At 72.9% G+C, this 20,723-nt stretch carries 24 protein-coding genes; 11 read left to right on the top strand and 13 right to left on the bottom strand.

What is annotated here, in order from left to right; all coding sequences use genetic code 11:
- Positions 1-18: 18 nt before the first annotated feature.
- Positions 19-585 carry a TetR/AcrR family transcriptional regulator gene (locus tag ITJ54_RS03765; RefSeq protein WP_194625939.1) on the bottom strand — a complete coding sequence of 189 codons (567 nt, stop codon included), beginning with the start codon at positions 583-585 and terminating at the stop codon, positions 19-21.
- An 83-nt stretch (positions 586-668) separates the two neighbouring features.
- Between ITJ54_RS03765 and ITJ54_RS03760 the strand changes: the two genes are divergently transcribed.
- Entirely contained in the window at positions 669-1,892 is a 1,224-nt protein-coding gene (locus tag ITJ54_RS03760; RefSeq protein WP_194625938.1) for an FAD-dependent monooxygenase, read from the top strand.
- Between the two features lies 1 nt (position 1,893).
- Here ITJ54_RS03760 and ITJ54_RS03755 read toward each other — a convergent pair whose 3' ends face one another.
- From ITJ54_RS03755 to ITJ54_RS03745, 3 genes are all read right to left on the bottom strand, one after another.
- Positions 1,894-3,588 (bottom strand): ribonuclease J, encoded by a 1,695-nt coding sequence (locus ITJ54_RS03755; RefSeq protein WP_194625937.1) that lies wholly within the window; start codon positions 3,586-3,588, stop codon positions 1,894-1,896.
- Positions 3,589-3,687: 99 nt separating this feature from the next.
- A complete protein-coding gene (locus ITJ54_RS03750; protein ID WP_194625936.1) occupies positions 3,688-4,257 on the bottom strand; it encodes a hypothetical protein in 570 nt (189 codons plus the stop codon).
- A gap of 147 nt (positions 4,258-4,404) precedes the next feature.
- Positions 4,405-4,980, bottom strand: coding sequence for a TetR/AcrR family transcriptional regulator (locus ITJ54_RS03745; RefSeq protein WP_194625935.1), 576 nt, complete (start codon positions 4,978-4,980; stop codon positions 4,405-4,407).
- 61 nt (positions 4,981-5,041) lie between these two features.
- Here ITJ54_RS03745 and ITJ54_RS03740 point away from each other — a divergent pair, with 61 nt between their 5' ends.
- From ITJ54_RS03740 to ITJ54_RS03730, 3 genes are all read left to right on the top strand, one after another.
- Positions 5,042-5,938 carry an oxidoreductase gene (locus tag ITJ54_RS03740; protein ID WP_194625934.1) on the top strand — a complete coding sequence of 299 codons (897 nt, stop codon included), beginning with the start codon at positions 5,042-5,044 and terminating at the stop codon, positions 5,936-5,938.
- A complete protein-coding gene (locus ITJ54_RS03735; protein WP_194625933.1) occupies positions 5,938-6,333 on the top strand; it encodes a hypothetical protein in 396 nt (131 codons plus the stop codon). The genes ITJ54_RS03740 and ITJ54_RS03735 overlap by 1 nt, the downstream gene beginning before the upstream one ends.
- A 62-nt stretch (positions 6,334-6,395) precedes the next feature.
- The gene (locus tag ITJ54_RS03730) at positions 6,396-7,157 is read left to right on the top strand and encodes an SDR family NAD(P)-dependent oxidoreductase (protein WP_194625932.1); all 762 of its coding nucleotides are present in this window, start codon (positions 6,396-6,398) and stop codon (positions 7,155-7,157) included.
- A gap of 6 nt (positions 7,158-7,163) precedes the next feature.
- Here the strand turns inward: ITJ54_RS03730 and ITJ54_RS03725 are convergent, their stop codons facing one another.
- A complete protein-coding gene (locus ITJ54_RS03725; RefSeq protein ID WP_194625931.1) occupies positions 7,164-8,762 on the bottom strand; it encodes a long-chain-fatty-acid--CoA ligase in 1,599 nt (532 codons plus the stop codon).
- A 102-nt stretch (positions 8,763-8,864) separates the two neighbouring features.
- On the opposite strand from ITJ54_RS03725, the gene ITJ54_RS03720 reads away from it, so the two are divergent.
- Positions 8,865-9,725 (top strand): SDR family NAD(P)-dependent oxidoreductase, encoded by an 861-nt coding sequence (locus tag ITJ54_RS03720; RefSeq protein WP_194625930.1) that lies wholly within the window; start codon positions 8,865-8,867, stop codon positions 9,723-9,725.
- A gap of 69 nt (positions 9,726-9,794) precedes the next feature.
- Here the strand turns inward: ITJ54_RS03720 and ITJ54_RS03715 are convergent, their stop codons facing one another.
- Positions 9,795-10,364, bottom strand: coding sequence for a TetR/AcrR family transcriptional regulator (locus ITJ54_RS03715; protein WP_194625929.1), 570 nt, complete (start codon positions 10,362-10,364; stop codon positions 9,795-9,797).
- 23 nt (positions 10,365-10,387) lie between these two features.
- Between ITJ54_RS03715 and ITJ54_RS03710 the strand changes: the two genes are divergently transcribed.
- Both ITJ54_RS03710 and ITJ54_RS03705 read left to right on the top strand, forming a co-directional pair.
- Positions 10,388-11,626, top strand: a complete 1,239-nt coding sequence (locus ITJ54_RS03710) for an MFS transporter (protein WP_194625928.1) — start codon at positions 10,388-10,390, stop codon at positions 11,624-11,626.
- 2 nt (positions 11,627-11,628) lie between these two features.
- Positions 11,629-11,853: a hypothetical protein gene (locus tag ITJ54_RS03705; protein WP_194625927.1), complete on the top strand. Its 225-nt coding sequence runs from the start codon at positions 11,629-11,631 to the stop codon at positions 11,851-11,853.
- A gap of 7 nt (positions 11,854-11,860) precedes the next feature.
- Here ITJ54_RS03705 and ITJ54_RS03700 read toward each other — a convergent pair whose 3' ends face one another.
- On the bottom strand, positions 11,861-12,760 hold the full coding sequence (locus ITJ54_RS03700; RefSeq protein ID WP_194625926.1) for an SDR family oxidoreductase: 900 nt from the start codon (positions 12,758-12,760) through the stop codon (positions 11,861-11,863).
- A gap of 142 nt (positions 12,761-12,902) precedes the next feature.
- The gene (locus tag ITJ54_RS03695) at positions 12,903-13,187 is read right to left on the bottom strand and encodes a hypothetical protein (RefSeq protein WP_194625925.1); all 285 of its coding nucleotides are present in this window, start codon (positions 13,185-13,187) and stop codon (positions 12,903-12,905) included.
- A 59-nt stretch (positions 13,188-13,246) separates the two neighbouring features.
- Between ITJ54_RS03695 and ITJ54_RS03690 the strand changes: the two genes are divergently transcribed.
- A complete protein-coding gene (locus ITJ54_RS03690) occupies positions 13,247-14,209 on the top strand; it encodes an SDR family NAD(P)-dependent oxidoreductase (RefSeq protein WP_194625924.1) in 963 nt (320 codons plus the stop codon).
- A 101-nt stretch (positions 14,210-14,310) separates the two neighbouring features.
- On the opposite strand, the gene ITJ54_RS03685 is transcribed toward ITJ54_RS03690, so the two are convergent.
- The 3 genes from ITJ54_RS03685 to ITJ54_RS03675 form a co-directional block, all read right to left on the bottom strand.
- Complete coding sequence (locus ITJ54_RS03685; protein ID WP_194625923.1) at positions 14,311-14,718, bottom strand: RidA family protein; 408 nt, start codon at positions 14,716-14,718, stop codon at positions 14,311-14,313.
- 32 nt (positions 14,719-14,750) lie between these two features.
- Positions 14,751-15,254: a heme-degrading domain-containing protein gene (locus ITJ54_RS03680; RefSeq protein WP_194625922.1), complete on the bottom strand. Its 504-nt coding sequence runs from the start codon at positions 15,252-15,254 to the stop codon at positions 14,751-14,753.
- Positions 15,255-15,421: 167 nt separating this feature from the next.
- Complete coding sequence (locus ITJ54_RS03675; RefSeq protein ID WP_071275827.1) at positions 15,422-15,712, bottom strand: metal-sensitive transcriptional regulator; 291 nt, start codon at positions 15,710-15,712, stop codon at positions 15,422-15,424.
- Positions 15,713-15,825: 113 nt separating this feature from the next.
- Between ITJ54_RS03675 and ITJ54_RS03670 the strand changes: the two genes are divergently transcribed.
- The 3 genes from ITJ54_RS03670 (at position 15,826) to ITJ54_RS03660 (ending at position 18,156) form a co-directional block, all read left to right on the top strand.
- Complete coding sequence (locus tag ITJ54_RS03670) at positions 15,826-16,359, top strand: hypothetical protein (protein WP_194625921.1); 534 nt, start codon at positions 15,826-15,828, stop codon at positions 16,357-16,359.
- Positions 16,356-17,021, top strand: coding sequence for an RES family NAD+ phosphorylase (locus tag ITJ54_RS03665; protein ID WP_194625920.1), 666 nt, complete (start codon positions 16,356-16,358; stop codon positions 17,019-17,021). Before ITJ54_RS03670 ends, ITJ54_RS03665 begins: the two co-directional genes overlap by 4 nt.
- A gap of 151 nt (positions 17,022-17,172) precedes the next feature.
- On the top strand, positions 17,173-18,156 hold the full coding sequence (locus ITJ54_RS03660; RefSeq protein ID WP_194625919.1) for a hypothetical protein: 984 nt from the start codon (positions 17,173-17,175) through the stop codon (positions 18,154-18,156).
- Here the strand turns inward: ITJ54_RS03660 and ITJ54_RS03655 are convergent.
- Both ITJ54_RS03655 and ITJ54_RS03650 read right to left on the bottom strand, forming a co-directional pair.
- Positions 18,144-20,384 (bottom strand): heavy metal translocating P-type ATPase, encoded by a 2,241-nt coding sequence (locus tag ITJ54_RS03655; protein WP_323741582.1) that lies wholly within the window; start codon positions 20,382-20,384, stop codon positions 18,144-18,146. The two genes, ITJ54_RS03660 and ITJ54_RS03655, sit on opposite strands and share 13 nt — an antisense overlap.
- On the bottom strand, positions 20,381-20,608 hold the full coding sequence (locus tag ITJ54_RS03650) for a heavy-metal-associated domain-containing protein (RefSeq protein WP_194625918.1): 228 nt from the start codon (positions 20,606-20,608) through the stop codon (positions 20,381-20,383). Before ITJ54_RS03650 ends, ITJ54_RS03655 begins: the two co-directional genes overlap by 4 nt.
- Between the last annotated feature and the right edge of the window lie 115 nt (positions 20,609-20,723).

Raw genomic sequence — 20,723 nt, 5'->3', positions numbered from 1 at the left:
CGCGGGTGCGGTGCGGCGTCAGACCCGGGCGATCCGGAGCACGGTGTCCACCAGGCGGTCCGTGTCCTTCGCCGGGTCGAGCGGGGCGCCGAGCTGTGCCCAGAGGTACGCGGGTGCGATCACGAGCTCGATGCACCCCATGCCGTCGATCGCGGTGACGTCGGCGGCGTCGAGCATCGACTGGAAGTCGTCGACGCGCGGCTGGACGAGCTCGGTCACCGCCTGGAGGTCCGGCGCTGTCCGTGACGCAGCCAGCAGGGCGCGGAGCAACCCGAGCGCATGCGGGCCACGCAGACTCGTGAGGAGCTGGTCGACGTACCTCGTGAGGTCGGCGCGGAGGTCGCCCGTCGCCGGGATCGGGGAGGCCTGCCGGACGTCGCTGACCACGACGTCGAGCAGGAGCGACTCGATGGTCTGCCACCGCCGGTAGACCGTGGTGGCGTGCACGCCCGCGCGGTGCGCGACCGCGGGCACGGTGAGTTCCGCTGCCGGGTCGGCGAGGGTCTCGCGGACCGCGTTCAGCACGGCTTCCCGGGTGCGAGCGGTCCGTCCACCCGGACGGAGGGAACCGGCGACTTCTGGCATGCGGCCAGCCTATTGCACATTTGACTGCATTAGGTATGCTCCAGCTACTAACGCAACACCAGTTGCAGGAACGGAGCATCCTCATGACGCACGCGCTCATCGTCGGAGCCGGCATCGCCGGCGACACCCTGGCGCTCTGTCTCGCCAGGGACGGATGGCAGGTCACCGTGGTCGAGATCGCCTCCGAGCTCCGGACCGGCGGGCAGACCGTCGACCTGCGGGGCGACTCGCGGCAGGTCCTCGTCGACCTCGGGATCATCGACGCGGCGCTCGGACGACTGATCCCGCAACGTGGCATCGCGTGGATCCGCGCCGACGGCACACGGATGGCCGAGATGCCGGTCGAGGCGTTCGGCGGGCACGGGTTCATCTCGCACGAGGAACTCCTGCGGGCCGACCTGGCAGCGCTCCTGCACGACGAAGCCCGTGCCGCCGGTGTCGTGCACCGGTTCTCGGACACGGTGGACGCGCTGACGGACACCGTCGACGGGGTCGAGGTGCGGTTCCGGTCCGGGCAGGTCGGAGTGTTCGACCTGGTCGTCGGAGCGGACGGCACCCATTCCCGGACGCGAGCGCTGCGGTTCGGGCCGGAGTCCCGCTACCGGAAGCCCCTCGGTCTCGCGCACGCCTGGTTCACCTTCGAGGAGCGTCCCGGAACGGCACCGCTGCACGGGTGGGCGCTGTCCTACAACGAGCCGGGGCGTCGCGGTGTGACCGCTCGACCCGGGCACGACGGCCAGCAGCAGGTGGGGTTGACGTTCGCGGCATCCTCGGTCCCGCGCGACAGGGACGAACAGCTCGCGCTCCTCGACACCGTGTTCGCGACCACCGGGTGGCGCACTGCCGAGTTCCTCGACGCAGCACGCACCGCGCCGGACTTCGCACTCGACACCTACGACCAGATCCACGTCCCCGACAGCTGGTCCGACGGACGCGTGGTGCTCATCGGTGACGCCGCGTGGTGCGCCAGTCCACTCAGCGGCCTCGGGACCGCACTCGGTCTCCGCGGAGCAGCAGAACTGGCCGGGGCCCTCCGGCAGCATGCCGTGCACGAGGACGCGTCCAGCGCTCGGGTGGACGCAGCACTCGAGACCTACGAGGCCGCCATGCGCCCCCGGGCTGCTGCAGCGCAGCGACTGCTGCCGGGACGCGTGGCCATGGTCGCGCCGCAGCACCGCTGGGGCATCCACGCGAACGCCCTGGCGATGCGCGTGCTCCAGTCACGCGTCCTGCTGCCCCTCGTCGGGCTGCTCGCCCGCGACCGAGGCCACGATCCCGCGAGGGAACAGGCCTCGGTCGCCGGGTGACTCAGTCGGCGTCGACGACGACGGCGGTGATCACCGGGGTGCGGCGGTGCCGGCGGAGGAACCAGCGCTCGAGCCCCTCCGCGATCGCCCGCTCGGCCGCGGAGCCGTCGATGTGGCCTCGCCCGGCTGCCTCGGCGAGGGCCTTCGAAGCGACCTGTTCGGCGTGCTGCATCCACCCGGCTTCCTCGACGAAGCCCTTCGGCAGGAACTCGACCGGGTCGACGAGCTTCTGCGTGCCCTCGTCGAAGATGCCGAGGACGGTGATGTGCCCTTCCTCCGCCAGGGCGAGACGGTCCTTCAGCGCGGACTCGGTCGCGACCCCGATGGTGGTCCCGTCGACGAACACGTACGGGGCGGGGATGCGACCGACGATGCGCGCCCTGCCTCGGTCGAGGTCCACCACGACGCCGTCCTCGACGACGAGGACCCGGTCCTCCGGGACGCCGGTCCGCACGGCGAGCTCGGCGTTGGCGACGAGGTGCCGCCACTCGCCGTGCACCGGCAGCACGTTCTTCGGCTTGACCAGGTTGTAGCAGTAGACGAGCTCCCCGGCGCTGGCGTGTCCGGAGACGTGCACCTTCGCGTTGCCCTTGTGCACGACGGTCGCGCCCCAGCGGATGAGCCCGTTGATGACGCCGTAGATGGCGTTCTCGTTGCCCGGGATCAGGGAACTCGCCAGCAGGATCGTGTCGCCCTCACCGACCGTGATGATGTGCTCGCGACGAGCCATCCGGGACAGCGCGGCCATCGGCTCGCCCTGTGAGCCGGTGCAGATGAGGACGCTCTTGTGGTCGGGGAGCTTCCCGAGCCGCTTCAGGTCGACGACGAGGCCGTCCGGGATGTGCAGGTACCCGAGGTCGGCGGCGATGCCCATGTTGCGCACCATCGACCGCCCGACGAAGGCGACCTTGCGTCCGTGCCGCTGGGCGGCGTCGAGGACCTGCTGGATGCGGTGCACGTGGCTGGCGAAGCTGGAGACGACGATGCGCTTCGGGGCCTCGCGGAACACCCGGTCGATCGCCGGTGCGATGTCCTGTTCGGCCGTGGTGAAGCCCGGCACCTCGGCGTTCGTCGAGTCGACGAGGAACAGGTCCACGCCCTCGTCACCGAGCCGGGCGAACCCGTTGAGGTCCGTCAGCCGGTGGTCGAGCGGGAACTGGTCCATCTTGAAGTCGCCGGTGTGCAGCACGGTGCCGGCACTCGTGCGGATGGCGACGGCGAGGCCGTCCGGGATCGAGTGGTTGACCGCGACGAACTCGAGGTCGAACGGACCGGCTGCGTGCCGGTCACCCGCGGCGACCTCGTGCGTCTTCGGGGTGATCCCGTGCTCCTGGAGCTTCGCGGTGATGAACGCCAGCGTCAGCTTCGACCCGATCACGGGGATGTCGGGGCGCTCCTTCAACAGGTACGGGACACCGCCGATGTGGTCCTCGTGGCCGTGGGTGAGGACGATGCCGTCCACCTGGTCGAGGCGGTCCCGGATCGCGGTGAAGTCCGGGAGGATGACGTCGATGCCCGGCTGGGTCTCCTCGGGGAACAGCACGCCGCAGTCCACGATGAGCAGCTTCCCGCGGTGCTCGAAGAGGGTCATGTTCCGCCCGACGTCGCCGAGGCCGCCGAGCGGTGTGACCCGCAGTGCGCCACGCTTCAGCGCGGGGGGAGTCTTCAGGTCGAGCGCGTGCTGGGGGGCTGGCATGGTGGGAGATGTTGCCTCTCGTCGATGAGCCCGCGGGGACTCGGCAGTCGACCCAGCGTAGACGGACCGCAGTCCACGGCGTGACGCCGCGCCTGGCTGTCAGGCGCCGAAGCACCCGATGTCGGACTGGTCGTGGCCTTCCCCGATGCCCACGCCGAACGACTCCGGATCGGTGACCGAGCGGGTCGTGCCGAGCGGCCCGGCGGTGGTCACGACCAGACCGTGGAGTCGACCGGCGTCTGCTCCGTCGTCCAGCACGACACGGCCGACGACGACGAGCTCGCCGTGTGCCGGCACCACGACGCCGCTGTCGATCGGCACGGTGCGGCCGAACTGGCGGGGCATGTCCGGTTCGTCGGTGATCACGAGCCCGGGGCTGTCCATGGTCGGCTTCGTGGCGATGGACAGGTGCGAGAGCGCCAGGTGGTGCAGCTCCACCGCTCGGACGTCACGCACCCGGATGCCGTGCCAGGTGTCGTTCCGGAACGAGGTCGCGAACCATGCTGCGGCCGACGTCGCCCCGGCCGGGTAGGTGCCGCAGACGCCACCACCATCACCCCTGGCATCGGTCGAGAGCGTGCTCCCCGGCGCGACCACGACACCGAAGCCGACCGCCAACGCCACGGCTCCGACTGCGCTCGCCCCGAGGATTGCTCGTCCGATGTCCACACTGCTCACCGTAGAGGACCGCCGGCGCTGGTGGCCGTCCCCGACTCTCGTGCCAGCGCGCCCGCTTGGGGGTGGCGACGGCGGAGTTCGGGACCGACCCGGGCCTCCCGGCCATGGTGGCGACCGTGTGTGGGTCGGCGAGCGTCCTCAGCGCTGGTCGAGCTGTCCCGCGACGGCGGGGAGCAGCAGGGCCACCGCGGCGTCGGTCACCTCGTCCACCTGGTCCGGCGCGAGTCGGCCGGTGCTGGCCAACGAGCTGATGCCCTCGAACATGCCGGCGACCAGGTACGGCAGGGGGCCCGGACGACCCTGGCCCTGCTCGCCGAGCATCGCGGCGCCCTGGGCGAAGAACCGGGTCGCCGCCTGAGCCGCTGGCGAGTCGACCGCGCGGGGAGCGCCCGCGAACATCAGCTCCATGAGACGCCCGTTCTCGAAGGCGAAGCGGACGTGGGCGTGCGCGTAGTCGCTGAGGCGGGCGTGCAGGTCCTCGTGGCGGTCGGCGGTGCCGAGCGCGGCCGTGAGCTCGTCGAAGCCCTCAGCGGCGATGGCGTCGAGGAGCGCGTCCCGGTCCGGGAAGTGCCGGAGCGGTGCGCTGTGGCTGACCCCGGCGCGCTTGGCGAGCCCGCGGATCGTGACGGCCTGGGCTCCCTCCTCCATGAGCAGCTGGCGGCCCTCGGCGATGAGGACCTCCCGCAGCGAGCCGTGGTGGTACGGAGTGGACATGGACCGATCGTACCGCAATGTAGACGTTGACAACAATGTGTGCGCCGTCTACATTTGCGACATGACGAACTCGACTCCCACCGCCGACCTGGCCGGCCGCACCATCCTCATCACCGGCGCCACCAGCGGGATCGGCCGGTCCACGGCGGTCGCCGTCGCTGCCAGGGGCGCCCGGGTGGTCCTCGCCGTCCGCGACACCGACAAGGGCCGGCGCGTCGCGGCCGAGCTCCCCGGGGCGGCCGGCACCCACGTCGTGCGGGCCCTCGACCTGGCGGACCTCGCCTCCGTCCGTCGCTTCGCCGACGAGACGACCGAGCAGATCGACGTCCTGGTGAACAACGCCGGGGTGTCCGCGTCGACGCTCGGTCGCACGCGCGACGGGTTCGAGATGCAGTTCGGCACGAACCACCTCGGGCACTTCCTCCTGACGACCCTGCTCCTGCCCCGGATCACCTCGCGCGTGGTGACCGTGTCCTCCCAGGCGGAGCGGATGGGCCGGCTGGACCTGGCGGACCTGAACTGGCAGAGCCGCCCGTACGCGGGTGGTCGGGCGTACGCGGACTCGAAGCTGGCCAACCTCGCCTTCACCCTCGAGCTCGACCGCCGTCTCCGTCAGGCCGGCTCGCCCGTGCGGGCCCTCGCCGCACACCCCGGGATCGTCGTGACGCCCATCTACGACCGCCCGGCCGGCACGCGTGCCGGCCTGTGGGACGTCCTGCTGCCGGTCATCGGCCAGGGGCCGGACCAGGGCGCCCTGCCCGTGCTGCTCGCGATCACGGGTGACCTGCCAGGAGGCTCGTTCACCGGTCCGGAGCACCTGTTCCACATGCGCGGTGGGGCACAGGTGATCACGGCCTCCGCCCGGGCGCAGGACGCGACCCTCCAGGCCGACCTGTGGGCTGCGTCCGAGGCCATGACCGGCAGCACCGGCACCGGCACCGCTCGTAGTGCGGATTGATGCCTGGCTCTCCCTGGACGAGCGTGCTCGACCTCGACGCCGGACACGAGTACGTCGTGATGGCCACCCGCTTCACCGTCCAGTCCCGGCGACGGCTGCTCGGCATCATGGCTGCGACGCAGGGACTCTGGCAGTCCCTCCCGACCACGCCAGGACTCGCCGGCCACCAGTTCGCGGTGTCGCCGGTGCGGGGGACGCTCTCCACCCTCACGGCCTGGCGCGACCGGCCCTCGCTCGAGGCCTTCGTGCGCGGCCCGCTCCACGCATCGCTCGCCACGGACACCCGTCCGCTGATGCAGGCCAGCCGGTTCGTGGACTGGGTCGCCCTCGGGGCCGACCTGCCGCCGTCGTGGCGGGGAGCGAACGAGCGGCTCGACGCCGCTCAAGCGCGCTGACGACTGCTCCCACCTGGCCGCGGCGGTGCAGACTGAGCGTCCCACGACCCCTGAGGACACCCATGCAGCCCCTGACCCTCGACGGCTCCGTCGCCCTCGTCACCGCCGCCTCACGCGGGATCGGCCGCGCGATCGCACTCGACCTCGCCGAGCACGGCGCCGACGTCGCCCTCGGCGTGCGGGACCCCGACGCCGCCGCCGAACTCGCCGACACCATCCGGGCCACGGGTCGCCGCGTGGCCGTGGTGGCGATGGACGTCACCGACCTCGCCGCGTGCCGGTCGGCGATCGACAGGGTGGTCGCTGAGCTCGGGACGATCGACGTGCTCGTGAACAACGCCGGCGGCGGGATCGTGGAGGACGCCCTCGACGTCACCGAGGAGCACTTCGACACGGTGTGGGAACTCAACACCAAGTCGACGTTCTTCGTCTCGCAGCACGTCGCGAAGCACATGCGGTCCTCCGGCGGCGGCTCGATCGTGAACATCGCGTCCCAGGCCGGCCTCGTCGCGTTGCCGGGGGAGTCGTCCTACTGCCTGAGCAAGGCGGCCGTGATCCACATGACCAAGTGCCTCGCCGTCGAGTGGGGCCAGTACGGCATCCGGGTGAACGCCGTCGCACCGACGTTCGTGGAGACCGAGGGGACCGAGACCGCGCTCGCCGACGAGGCGTTCCGCGCGGACACCGTCGAGCGCATCGCCGCGCTGCACCGCATCGGCCAGCCCCGCGAGGTCGCGGCGGCGGTCACCTTCCTGGCCGGCGCGGGCGCCTCGCTCGTCACCGGGACGGCCCTGCCGATCGACGGCGGCTGGACGGCGCGCTGACCCCGGTCAGGAGGCCGTGGCCGGCTCCGCCTGTCCGCTGAACTGCTCGACGAGGGTGCGTTTCAGGACCTTGCCGCTCGGCCCGAGCGGGAGGGCGTCCAGGACGTGCACGACGCGGGGGAACTTGTACGCCGCGATCTCCGCCGACACGAAGGCGACCAGGTCCTCCGGCGTCACGGTCGCGTCCGCCCGCAGCACCACGGCGGCCTCGATCTCCTGCCCGTGCACCTCGTGCGGGACGCCGAAGACCGCGGCCATGGTGACGTCGGGGTGGGTCGCGAGGACCTCCTCCACCTGCCGCGGGTACACGTTGTAGCCGTTCCGGATGATCATGTCCTTCGTCCGGTCGACGATCGTCAGGTAGCCGTCGGCGTCCTTCGTGCCGAGGTCACCCGTCCGGAACCAGCCGTCGACGATCGCCGCCGCTGTGTCCTCGGGCCGGTCGAGGTACCCGTTCATCAGGTTGTGGCCGCGGATGACGAGTTCGCCGACCTCGCCGCGGGGCAGCAGCACGGTGCGGTCGGTGGTCGCCGCGTCCGCGATCTCGACGTCGACGCCCCAGACCGGGGTGCCGATGGTGCCCGGCCTCGGTGGTGTGCCGACGTGGTTGAACGTCGCGACGGGGGAGGTCTCGGTCAGTCCGTAGCCCTCGTGCACCGGGGCGCCGTACACCTGCTGGAAGCGCTCGAGCACGGCGAGCGGCAGCGACGCGCCACCGGAGATCGCGTAGCGGAGCGCCGGGCGGTCCTCGCTCCGGGTCGCCGCGTCGAGCAGCGCCATGTACATCGTCGGCACGCCCATGAAGATCCCGCACCGGTGCTCGACCATCGCGGCGAGGGCCGAGTCGCCGTCGAACTTCGGCAGCATCACGATCGTCGCGCCGGCGCGGAACCCGGTGTTCATCGTGCAGGTCTGCCCGAACGTGTGGAACAGCGGGAGCGCCCCGAGGAGCACGTCGCCGTGGTGCATGTCGAACGTGGTGAGCAGGTTCGTGTTCACCTGCTCCAGCAGGGCGAAGTGCGATCCCTCCGCGCCCTTCGGCTGGCCGGTGGTGCCGCTCGTGTAGAGGATCGTCGCGGTGTCGAACGGGTCCCGCGGGACGTACGTGGTGAGGGGCTCGCTCGAGGCGGCCAGGGCCTCCAGGCGGTCCGGGGCGTCGTCACCGTCAGCCGACGCGGCGGGGGCGAGCACGGTGACGACGTCGACCCCGGCCAACGCGGCACCGGCAGCGCCCTCGCCGAGCAGCGGGGCGGCGCACACCAGGAGGGTCGCCGCGCTGTCGCGGAGCACGTACTCGATCTCACGGCGCTTCAGGAGCGCGTGGACGGGGACCGCGACCGCACCGAGCGCGAGGGTGGCGTAGTAGACGCGGGGGAAGTCGGCCACGTTCGGCACGAGCATCGCGACGCGGGCGCCCGCCGTGACACCGCGGGCACGGAGCGCACCGGCGTAGGCGAGCGTCTGGGACCAGAGCTCGGCGTAGGTGGTCCGCTGGTCGCCGACCACGACGGCGACGTCGTCCGGGTACCGTGCCGCCGACTCGGCGAGGATCGCGGCGACGGACGCCGTGGCACGGCTCCTGGGGATGGTGGTGGTCTCGGGCATGCCGGGCTCCGTCTCCGTTGACGAGGGGATGCTCAGGATCATACGGCGACGCCCCGACGCTCGGCCGCACCCCGTTCGGGCACGGCCCGTAGTGTCGTGGGGGTGAGTGTGATCATCGCCGGGTGCGGCGACCTCGGCATCGAGGCAGGACTCCGGTTCGCAGCGGCCGGCCACCGCGTCGTCGGACTCCGACGCTGCGCCGAGCTCGTCCCGGACCCCATCGAGGGACGGTCCGTGGACCTGCGACAGGACGTGCCGACGATCGACCAGGACGCCGAGGTCGTCGTCGTGGCGCTCGCCGCGGGCAGTCGGCAGGTCGAGGAGTACCGCGCGACCTACGTCGACGGACTGCGGAACGTGCTGGACGGCATCGCCGCGGCCGGTGTCGCACCGCGGGTCCTCGTCGTGTCGTCGACGGCCGTGTACGACGTCGAGGACGGCGCGACCGTGACCGAGGACACCCCGGCGCGCGGCGGCACGCCCACGGCGGACGTGCTCCTCGAGGCCGAGGCGCTGCTCCGCGAACGCGCACCCGAGGCCGTCCTCGTGCGCCTCTCGGGCATCTACGGACCCGGCCGCGAGCGGCTCGTCGACCAGGTCCGGAGTGGCGCAGCCCGCCTCGCGCCGACGCCCGACGGGTCGATGCTGACGAACCGCATCCACCGGGACGACGCCGCTGCGGCGCTCGTGCACCTCGCCGCGCTCGACACCGTGCCGCCCGTGGTGCTCGGCACCGACGACGAACCCGTGCGGCTGGACGCCGTGCTGCGGTTCCTCGCGACGGAGCTCGGGCTGCCCGAGCCCCCGGTGCGGACCGAGGGCGACGCGGACCGGCGTGCGGGCGGCGGCGAGAAGCGGCTGTCGAACGCGCTGCTCCGCTCGACCGGGTTCACGTTCGCGTACCCGACGTACCGCGAGGGGTACCGCGCGGTCCTGGCGGGCGAGGGCACCCGCCACCCCTGACCCCGCCGACCGACCCCGAACGACCGCACGGCCGTCACCGCGACAGCCGCGTCGGCCGCGACCCGGCGCTCAGCGCCCCGCTGCGTCCAGCACCGTGCCGGCCACCGCGCGCGCCACGGTGGTGTCGTACCCGGGGTCGCGCAGCCGCATCGCGAGCGAGCCGGACACGACGAGCGCGAGCTGTTCGCCGACGGCCGGCGCGGCGGCAGCGCCGACGACGTCCACCGCCATCGCCGTCAGTCGTGACCGCAGCACGTCCGACTCGACGTCGAGCACGGCACGGATCTCCGCGGGTGCGTCCGCGTACTCCGACGCCGTCCCGAGGAACGCGCACCAGCGTGAGGCGTCCGACCGCGTCCGGAAGGCGTCCAGCGCGTCGAACACGGCGAGGACCCGGTCGCGGGGTGCCGTCGCCGCTTCGACCGCGCGGGTCCAGGTGTCCTCCCAGTCCTGCTGCCGCCGGGTGAGCGTCGCGGCCACCAGGGCCTCCTTGCTCGGCCAGCCGCGGTAGAGCGTCGCCGAGGACACCCCGGCGCGCTCCAGGACGGCGTCCACCGAGGTCGCCGCGATGCCGCGCGCGAAGAAGAGCTCCTCGGCGGCGTCGAGCAGCTTCCGCTCGGTTCCTGCACGCATCGCCATGCCAGCACCCTAGACTCCGAAAAGTGAAACGATCGTTTTCGAACGGGATGCACCCGACCGCCCTCGTCGTCGTCGGCACCGCGCTGATCGCCGTGACCTACGGGCTCGTCCGCCTGGCGTACGGCCTGGTGCTGCCCGACGTGCAGGCGGACCTCGGGCTGAGTGCCAGCACCGCGGGTGGCATCGCGTCCGGGGCATCGCTGCTGTACTGCGTCGGCGCGGTCGTCGGCTTCGTCCAGGCGGCACGGCACCCGCGCGCGCTCGTCGTCGCCGCCACGCTCACCGCGGCCGTCGGCTCCGTCGGGATGGCGCTGGCGCCGGACGCCGGGGTGTTCGGCGCCGCCGCCGTGCTCGGCAGCGCGGGCGCCGGTCTCGCCTCGCCGGCGCTCGTCCAGGTGGTGATGCGGAACGTCGCGCAGGCGGGGGTCTCCCGGGCGCAGACGATCGTGAACTCGGGCACCGGGCCGGGGCTGGTGGCCGCGGGGCTCGTCGCCCTCGTGGTGCTGCCGGACTGGCGCGCGGCGTGGCTCGTCGCTGCGGGCAGCGCGGTCCTCGCCGGTGCAGCCGTCCTGCTGCTCGACGCGAACGCCGACACCGACACCCACGACACCGACACCGACACCGACACGACCGAGCACGACACCGACACCACGCCCCACCGCCCGACCCGACCCTGGTTCCGCCGCCACACCACCCCGCTCGTCGCCGCGGGCCTGCTCGGCGCCGGCTCCGCCGCCGTCTGGAACGCCGGCCGCGCGGCCCTCGTAGCAGCCGGGGCCGACCGGACCACCTCGATCGTGGCGTGGATCGCGATCGGCGTCGGGGGAGCGGCCGTCGTGCTGACCGCGAGGTGGCTGGCCGACCTGGGGCACCGGCGGGCGTGGGCGGTCACGGTGACGGCGGTGGCGATCGGCACCCTCGCCCTCGGTCTCGCCCCTGGGCAGGTCGTGGTCGCACTCGTGGCCTGCGCCGTCTTCGGCTGGGGCTACACCGCCGCGACGGGCGCTCTGCTCACCTGGACCGCCGCGATCGACGCCGAGCGGGCCCCCGCCGGTGCCTCGATGCTCTTCGTCGTCCTCGTGCTCGGACAGGCCGTCGGTGGCGCGGTCGCCGGCTCGGCCGTCGACGCGGTCGGCTACGGCGCGACCCTGATGGGTGCCGCGGTCGTGACCGCGCTGGCGGTGGTCGCGACCACCCACCGGACGGGAGGCTCGGTGCCGGCTCGCACCGAGCCTCCCGTCCGCCATGGGGCAGGATGGTGACCGTGAACCCTCAGGAGCAGCAGCCCCGGTGGCGGAAGACGTGGTCGATGGTCCAGGTCGGTGTGCTGTCGGCCGCCGTCGTCACGCTGATCGTCCTGCTGGTGACCGGTGACGGCAGCCTGGACCGCGTCTACGCGGTCGCCCTCGTGTTCTTCGGGATCGCGCTGCTCGGGCACACGACGTTCCTGGTGTACACGGCACGGCTCGAGCAGCGCGACCGCCGCTGACGCCAGGTCAGGGGGTGACCATGCCCCCGTTGACGTTGAGCGTCTCGCCGGCGACGAAGCTCGACTCCTGCGACGCCAGGAACACGTACGCCGGGGCGAGCTCGGCCGGCTGGCCGGCGCGGCCCATCGGCGACTCGCTGCTGCCGAACTCGGGCAGGGACTCGGGGTCGACGCCACCGGTGACCTGGAGCACCGACCAGGTGGGGCCGGGGGCGACGACGTTCACGCGGATCCCGCGCTCGACGAGCAGCTGCGACAGCCCCTTCGAGAAGTTGTTGATCGCGCCCTTCGTCGCCGCGTAGTCGAGCCGGTCCGGGGCGGGCTGGTAGGCCTCCATCGACGCGGTCGTGATGATCGTCGAGCCGGGCTGCAGGTGCGGCAGCGCCGCCTTCACGAGCCGGAACAGCGCGAAGACGTTGACGTCGAAGGTCTCCTCGAACTGCTCGTCGGTGATGTCGAGCAGGTCGGGCTGCCAGCGCTGCTTGCCGGCCACGCTGACCAGGGCGTCGAGCCCGCCCAGCCCGGCCACGGCCTCCTCGACGAGTCGTCCGGCGTACGCGCGGTCCCGCAGGTCGCCGGGGATCGCGACGGCGGTGCGACCCGCCGCGCGGATCTGCTCGATGACCTGGTCGGCGTCCTCCTGCTCGTCGGGCAGGTACGCGAGGGCGACGTCGGCGCCCTCGCGGGCGTAGGCGATCGCGACGGCTGCGCCGATGCCGGAGTCGGCACCGGTGATGAGCGCCTTGCGGCCGGCGAGCCGGCCGGTGCCGCGGTAGCTGTCCTCGCCGAGGTCGGGCACCGGCGTCATCCGGGACTGGAGGCCCGGCTCGGCCTGGGTCTGCGGCTCCGGGGAGACGTTCGGGTAGCGGGAGCGGGGGTCGCCGAACTCGTACTGGTCGGTGGGCATGGCAGTGGCCTCCGGGCGGATCGTGGGTGGGGATCGGACGCCCACCAGTCAACGCTCGCAGTGCTCTGTGTCGGCTCGGTGCCGCCTCGGCGGCGTGCGCGAACCGGACCGCGCCGGCCGTGCCGACCGCGGTGCTCGCCGCTCAGTCGCTGGCGACGTGCAGCAGCAGCGGACCGAGCAGCCCGATCACCCAGATGGCGACGATCGCCGCGGCACCGATCGCGAGACCCCGGCGCTTCCACCGGCGGCGCGGCGTGGGCGGCGTCTCGCCCCACATCTGCGTCCGGACGAGCATCCGGTTCGCCTCACCGACCAGGTGGCGGATCTCCGGGTCGTCGAGGTCGAGGCGCCCCTCGCGGGCGTGCTCCGCGATCGCGGTCGCCTCCTCGAGGGAGAGCCCGTCGCTGGTGCCGTTCCGACCTGCCATGGCGCCATCGTCCCACGACCTCGGGAGGACGGTCAGCCGGGTGCGCGTATCGAGGACGCATGGGAAAACGGTTCCGCGGACAGGTCGTCGTCATCACCGGAGCATCGAGCGGGATCGGCCGTGCCGCAGCGCACGAGTTCGCCCGGCGCGGTGCGACGCTCGTGCTCGCCGCACGCAGCCACGACAGCCTCGAGGCCGCCGCCGCCGAGTGCCGGAAGCTCGGCGCCGAGGCGATCGCCATCCCGACGGACGTCGCCGACGAGCACCAGGTCAAGGACCTCATCGCCACGGTCACCAGCCGCTACGGCGGGATCGACGTCTTCGTCGGCAACGCGGCGCTCTTCGTCTACGGCCTGTTCGAGCAGACCCCGACCGAGGCCTTCAAGCGCGTCGTCGACACGAACCTCTACGGCCACCTCAACGCCGTCAAGTACCTGCTCCCGCACTGGAAGCAGCGCGGCCGGGGCACGTACGTGCTCGTCGGCAGCATCCAGTCCCTGCTCTCGGCGCCGTACCAGTCGGCGTACGTCACGAGCAAGCACGCCGCGCTCGGCCTGGTGGACGTGCTCGGTGACGAGTTCGCCGGCACCGGCATCGAGTTCACCACGTTGATGCCCTCGACCATCGACACCCCGATCTACCAGAACGGCGCCAACTACACCGGCAAGAACTCGCACCCGCTGCCGCCGACGGTCTCGGTCGAGCGCGCGGGCAAGGCGGTCGTGCAGGCCGCGGTCCACCCGAAGCGCTACCGCTTCGTCGGCCGGATCCAGGCGTCGCTCGTGCCGCTGCAGTACGTGTTCCCCGGGCTCTTCCACAAGATCACCAAGCCGATGGTCGAGATCTTCGCGCTCCGCGGCAAGCAGGCGCCGACCGACGGCAACCTGTACCAGCCCGCCGACGCGGGCAACGCCACGAACGGTGGCTGGGTCGCCAAGCGTCGGCGCGTCACGCGCCCGCTCGTCTGGCTCGGCGCTGCTGCCGCCGTCGCGGTCCTGCTCGGCGGTGGCCGCCGCCGCTGACGGTCTGCGGCGCTGACGCGCTGTCGGCCTGGAGGCTCGGTGCCGGACCGGCACCGAGCCTCCCGTCCGTCAGGTGGTCGCGACCACGGCGCCCACAGCGGTCAGTCGACGACGGCGGCGACCGCCTCGATCTCCACGAGCTGGTCGTCGTAGCCGAGGACGGTGACGCCCATGAGCGTGCTCGGGACGTCGTGGTCGCCGAAGGCGTCGCGGACGACCTCCCACGCGGCGAGCAGGTCGGCCTGCCGTGAGGACGCCACGAGCACCCGCGTCGACACCACGTCGGTGAGCTCTGCGCCGGCATCCGCGAGGGCCTGCCGGAGGTTCGCGATGCACGCGGCCGCCTGTCCCGCGGGATCACCCACGGCGACCGTGCGGCCGTCGGCGTCGAGCGGGCAGGAGCCCGCGAGGAACACCAGCCGGGCCTCGGCGGGCGCGGTCGCCGCGTAGGCGTACTGGGCGACCGAGCTGAGCGTGGCGGAGCGGATGAGGCGGACGGCGCTGACCATCCGTCCATCCTGGCCCATCCGTCTGCGGCTGCTCAGGCCGTGTCGGCGCGGTGTGCGCGGAGCGCCTCGACCACGAGCGCGTGGTCGTCGTGCATCTCCAGCCCGCTGACCCCGACCGCGCCGAGGAGCATCCCGCGCACGAGCACCGGGAACCCGCCGCCAGCAGCCTGGTACTGCCGCGGGTCGAGGGCGGCGGCCTCGTCGAAGGTGCTCCCGCCGACCTCGTACTGCGTCCGCACGGCCAGGGTCGAGTGCGCGAAGTGCCGGACCACGCGGAACTTCCGGTCGAGCCAGGCGTCGTTCACGGCTCCGGAGCCCGGCGTCGCGGCGTGGAACACCCGCTGCTCGCCGAACGACACCGCGATGCCGATGCCGAGCCCGCGTTCGAGCGCGGTCGCGCGCAACCACGACCCGACCGCCCACGCGTCGTCGTGGTCGAACGCGTCGTGGTCGAGCTCGCGCTCCTCGTCGAGCAGGACGCGCAGCTTCTCGTCGGGCTCGAGCGCGCGGTACCGCGCTCCGTCGGTGTCGCTCATGGGGCTCCTCATCGAGTCGGTGACGGGGCGTGCGCCCCGCTCGCGACGCTAGCCCCCACCCACTGGCCTCGCACCGTGCGTGTTGCTGCAGTCGGTGCGGCGACGGTCGCCCGGTGCGAGGTCATGGCAGCGCACGGAGTGGGGAACCTCGCACGGAGCGGGGGCGGTCAGGAGCGGACGAGCCGGGCGATCGCCTCGGAGGCCTCCTTGACCTTGGCGCTCGGGTCGCCGCCGTCGGCCACCGCATCCGCCACGCAGTGGGTCAGGTGGTCCTCGACCAGGCCGAGGGCGACGGACTGCAGCGCCTTCGTCATGGCGGAGACCTGCGTGAGGATGTCGATGCAGTACTGCTCGTCCTCGACCATGCGCTGCAGGCCCCGCGCCTGGCCCTCGATCCGCTTGAGGCGCTTCAGGTAGGCGTCCTTCGACGAGATGTAGCCGTGCGTGTGGTCGGTCATGACGCCTCCGGGAGTCGGTACCCCTCCAGGGTATGGTATCGCGCTGATGCGGTTGACGTGGTTGACACGGCGGTCGTAGGATCGGTTGACACGGTTGCAGGAGGGCGGACACGATGCCGACGACACAGCACGCAGGGACCAGCACGACCGAGGCGGCGCTGCTGTCGGCGATCCGCGACCGACTCCGCGGGGGACGGTACGACGAGGCCCTCGCCGCGGTGCCCGACGTCGGGGCACTCGCCGACCGGATGGTCGCGGCGCTGCCGTCGGTGAAGCACGAGGCCGACGAGCTCATCGGCCCCTTCTACGACGCGTCCTCGCTCGCGGCGTGGCGCGGGGTCACGCGGCAGGCGATCAGCAAGGCCAGCGCGAAGGGCGACCTGCTCGGCCTGAAGATCGGCGACGGCAGCCGGATCTTCCCCTCGTTCCAGTTCGGTCCGTCCGGAGCGCCCCTGCCGCACCTCCGCGAGGTCCTGGCGCTGCTCGACCCGGAGCGCATCGACCCGTGGGGCAGTGCGCTCTGGCTGAACACCGTCGCCGACGAGTTCGGCGGGACCACCGCTGCCCAGGCGCTCCGCGACGGACGGCACGACCCGGTGCTGCGTGCGGCGCGCCGGGCCGAGCGCGCCTGGCTGGCCGACGCGTGACCGAGCGCCGCACCGAGGTCGCGCAGCTGGCCCCGACGGCGGAGGCCGACCTCGCGGACTTCCCGAGCGTCGAGTCGCGCGGCACCACGTTCTACCGGGCGAAGCGCCACGACCGCGGTGCCTGGTGGTTCGCGAGCACCCCCGCGGACGCTGACGGCGTCGACGGTGGACGGTTCGACCTGGCCGACCCGCGTGGCACCTGCTACTGGGCCGACTCGGTCGAGGTCGCCGTGCGCGAACGACTGGCCCACCACACGCTCCACACGAACACCGTGTTCGTCGGTCGTGCGCGCGAGATGGTCGTCGTCGCGGCTCGTGCGTCCCGTGGTCGTCGCTTCGCCGACGTCACGGCCCCCGACGCCGTCCGGCACGGGGTCGGGGCAGAGCTGCAGACGATGGTCGACTACCGCGTGCCTCAGGCATGGGCGCGGGCGTTCAACGCCACCGGGTTCGCCGGGGTCCGGTACAGCACGCGGTTCACGAGCGACGCTGCTCCGAACGCGTGGGCGGTGTTCGGGGACGCCGGTGTCCCTCGGCGACCGCGCCCGGAGCGTGTGCACCGCGACGGAGTGTCGGCGTGCGTGGAGTCCGGCATCCGGGTGCTCGAGGACGGGTCGACGGCTGGTCCCGAGCGCTTCACCATCGTCCCGCCGCCGCGCTGACGGATCCGGTCCGCGTTCCCCGGCTTCCCTGAACCGGATCCGTCACGAGCCAGACCGAAGTCCCGGGCCGGGTGGGGATCGTTGGGGGTCGTTGGTGTCGTTGGTGTCGGTGGTGTCGGTGGTGTCGGTGGTGCGCTCTACCGTGACGGCCGTGGTGGAACCCGTCGACGCGTGGTGGCGCCGCCGACAGTGGTCGCGCGGTGTGCCGATGCCGTACGCCGTGGGGGAGTTCCGCGAGGCGTGGGCGTCCTACCCGGTGCTCATCCGGCAGTACCACCCCGACTGGAACGCCGGCGTCGTCCTGACGCAGGTCCCGCCGGCGGCCGAGGTCCTGCTGACGTGGGAGTGCGACGTCGGCCACGTCTTCGTCGCGACCCCGGCCGAACAGCGCGGTCGCCCCGGGCGCGAACGCCGACGCTCCGTGTGGTGCCCCGAGTGCTCCCTGATGGCGAAGCCGCAGCGCTGGCCCACGCTCCCCGAGGACTGGCCCGCCGCGGTCCCCGCTCCGCAGCGCGCCGTGCGAGCGACGGGCCGACAGACCCTGCCCGCAGCGCCCGCCCGCCGTGGTGGTGGGAGTGGTGGCTCGGGCATGCCCGTCGGGGCGGTCGCCTCGTCGCGGGCTGGCCGAGGCGTCGGGCGGTCGTCGGGCACGCGGGCCGCGGTACCGCGCACGATCTGCCCGAAGACGCCGAGGCTGCCCTCGGGGGAGCCGTTCGTCAGCGTCTGCGCCCCCGCGACGGCCTCGGCGGTGGAGGCCGAGCTCCGCGCCGCACTGTCGTCCCGGTTCGACTTCACGTTCGACCAGAACGCGATCCGCCTCGACCGCCCGTTCCACGACCACGTCGAGGCCTGGCCGGACGTCATCCTGCCGGAGCTCCGCGTGGCGATCGAGTACGACTCGACCGGACGCCACGGCCTCGAGCACGTGGGGTCACGCGAGGACTCCGACCGGCGGAAGGACCGCGCCCTGCGGAGCGTCGGGTGGGAGGTCGTCCGGATCCGCACCGGTCGGCTGCCGGCACTCGGCCCGTACGACCTGCAGGTGTCGGGCATCTCCGGCCGCACGGTCGACCGGCTCGTCGACACGCTCCGCGACCTGCGCGGAGCCCTGTTCGTGGACGCCTACGCCCGCTGAGCCCGCTGAGCCCGCTCGGCCAGCGAGCCCGACCCGCTGCGGAAGGACCGCAGGCGCAGGCTGTTGCTCACGACGAAGACCGACGACAGCGCCATCGCGGCACCGGCGATCATCGGGTTCAGCAGGCCGGCCATCGCGAGCGGGACCGCGGCCACGTTGTACGCGAAGGCCCAGAACAGGTTGGCCTTGATCGTGCCGAGGGTGCGGCGCGCGAGGGCGATCGCGTCGGCCGCCGCGCCGAGGTCAGCACGGACGAGGGTGATGTCCGCGGCCTCCATGGCGGCGTCCGTCCCGCTGCCCATCGCGATGCCGAGGTCGGCGGCGGCGAGTGCCGCAGCGTCGTTGACACCGTCGCCGACCATCGCGACGGACCGGCCCTCCCGCTGCAGTCGGACGACGGTCTCGTACTTGTCCTCCGGCCGGACCCCGGCGATGACGTCCTCGATGCCGACCTCGGCCGCGACGGTGCGCGCGACGTCCTCGGCATCGCCCGTGAGCATGACGGTGCGCAGCCCCATCGCGTGCATCCGCCGGACCGCGTCGCGGCTGGTCGGTGCGACGGTGTCGGCGACGCTGACGACGCCCCGAGCGGTACCGTCCCAGGCCACGACGACGGCGGTCGCCCCGGCGCGCTCGGCCGTCCGGACGGCCGCGGTCAGGTCCTCGGTGACGCCGACGGCCCACTGGTCGGCGAGCCACGCCGGTCGGCCGACCAGCACGAGGGACCCGTCGACGACGGCCTGCACGCCGAGCCCGGCGCTGGACCGGAAGGCGTCGGCGACCGGGTGGTCCGGGGCCGCGGCGACGACCGCCCGCGCGACGGGGTGTTCCGACCCGGCCTCGGCGGCGGCGGCACGGGCCAGGACCTCCTCCTCGGTGGTGCCGGCCAGGGCGGTCACACCGTGCACGGTCATCCGCCCCGTGGTGACGGTGCCGGTCTTGTCGAGCACGACGGTGTCGACGCGACGGGTGGCCTCGAGCACCTGGGGGCCTCGGATCAGGATCCCGAGCTGGGAGCCGCGTCCGGTGCCCACGAGGAGCGCGGTCGGCGTCGCGAGGCCGAGCGCGCAGGGGCAGGCGATGACCAGGGTCGCGACGGCGGCGGTGAACGCTGCCTGTACGTCCCCGGTGCGCAGGAGCCAGCCGACGAGGGCCAGCACGGCCAGACCCAGCACGATCGGCACGAAGACGGCGGACACGCGGTCGGCCAGGCGCTGGACGTCCGCCTTGCCCGTCTGCGCGGCGACCACGAGCCGACCGATGCGGGCGAGTTCGGTGTCCCGGCCGACCCGGGTGGCCTCGACCGTGAGACGGCCGCCGGCGTTGACGGTCGCACCGGTGACGGCGTCGCCAGGGCCGACCTCGACGGGGACGGTCTCGCCCGTCATCACGCTGGTGTCGACCGCGCTGCTGCCCTCGACCACGACGCCGTCGGTGGCGATGCGGTCACCGGGACGGACCACGAAGCGGTCGCCCACCCGGAGCGCCGTGGTCGGCACGTCGGTCTCGACGCCGTCGCGGAGCACCCGCGCGGTCGGTGCGCCGAGTGCCAGGAGTGCCTGCAGCGCGGCGCCGGACCGGTCCTTCGCCCGCGCCTCGAACCACCGGCCGGCGAGCAGGAACACCGTCACCGCGGCAGCGACCTCGAAGTACGGCTCGGGGGCCGTGCCCGGGTGCGGCAGCCAGGTGAAGGCCATCCGCATGCCGATCGTGCCGGCACCGCCGAGCACGAGCGCCCACACGGACCACAGCGTCGCAGCGGCGACCCCGACGCTGACCAGGGTGTCCATCGACGCGGCACCGTGGCGGGCGTTCACGGCGGCGGCACGGTGGAACGGCCACGCGCCCCACACGGCGACGGGGAGCGCCAGGACGAGCGCGACCCACTGCCACCCGGGGAACTGCAGCGGCGGGACCATCGACAGGGCGACCACCGGGACCGCCAGGGCCGTGGAGACGACGAGCCGCCGACGCAGCGGTGCCGTCGCGTCAGAGTCCTCCGGAGCCGGTTCGGGCAGGTGTGCCCCGTAGCCGGCGGCCTCCACCGTGCGGATGGCGTCGTCGACCGCGAGCTCGGCCGGCAGGGTGACCGTGGCGCGCTCGGTCGCGTAGTTCACGCTGGCCGAGACACCGGGGAGCTTGTTGAGCTTCCGCTCGATGCGGTTCGCACAGGACGCGCAGGTCATGCCCTCGATCGTCAGCTCGACGGGGGTGTCCGTGGCCGTCACGAGGCGACGAGCGTGTAGCCCGCTTCCTCGACGGCAGCGGCGACGTCGTCGGCCGACAGGGGCTGGCTGCTGGTCACGCGGGCGGTCGAGACACCACCGACGGTGAGTTCCACCGCGACGTCGGTGACCCCGGGCAGCGCGCTGAGCTCCTCGTCGACACTCATCACGCAGTGCCCGCACGTCATGCCGGTGATCCCGTAGGTACTCGTCAGCTGCTCGCTCATCACGTCAGTCCCTTCGTCGTCGTGCCTCCCATCGTATACCCCATGGGGGTACCACGGGCGGTGAGATCGCAGTTGGTGTCGGGTCCGCGCGTGCGGAGGCGACATGAAGTGCGAC

It is taken from the genome of Curtobacterium sp. VKM Ac-2865 (assembly GCF_015350905.1).
Lineage (GTDB): Bacteria > Actinomycetota > Actinomycetes > Actinomycetales > Microbacteriaceae > Curtobacterium.
The sequence above is the reverse complement of the archived record's forward strand: the minus strand, read 5'-3'. Positions and strand labels throughout refer to the sequence as shown.